Here is a 630-nt window from a genome sequence, read left to right as displayed (position 1 = left end):
GTTGGTGTTAGCCAATCAGACAGGGCCAGTACACTGTATGATTCTGTGGTGATCTGGAATATTGACCAGGATAGTGCTTCTTTCCCATTGCAGGCTGGGTATTATATTCCCGGTACTTTATATGTACATGAAACAACGGATGAACATGATAACAAAACAATTGAGTACAAAGACTTAGAAGGACATACTGTTCTTAAAAAAGTACAATTGTCAGATGCAATAGTGTCAGGTTATAATGGATGGTTATGTACGTATTATGTATACGATGATCTTGACCGGTTACGTTTTGTAATCCCTCCGAAGGCTGTAGAAGCAATTCGTAGTAGCTGGATTGTTACCGCGCCTGTTGCGGCAGAATTATGTTTTCAGTACCGCTATGATCAACGCAGTAGGTTAATTGTTAAGAAACTCCCTGGTGCAGATTCTACTGAAATGGTATATGACAAACGGGACAGATTAATTGCCACCTGGGATGGTAATTTGAAATACAGACAATTCTGGCGTGTAAATTATTATGATACACAGAACCGGGAGCGGATGAATGGATTATTAAACTCAGCATTGACAAGGGCGCAAATGCAGGCCAACGTAAATGCTTATTCTTTTGATCCAACCAACTCTTTCCCTTTT

General features: G+C 40.2%; 1 pseudogene. It reads left to right on the top strand.

The features are described 5' to 3' along the window. Positions 1–630: pseudogene (locus tag GO495_RS31900) on the top strand (DUF6443 domain-containing protein); the annotation flags it as partial.

The organism is Chitinophaga oryziterrae (assembly GCF_009758125.1).
Lineage (GTDB): Bacteria > Bacteroidota > Bacteroidia > Chitinophagales > Chitinophagaceae > Chitinophaga > Chitinophaga oryziterrae.
Note: the sequence above shows the minus strand (reverse complement) of the source record. Positions and strands in the feature narration are given on the sequence as shown.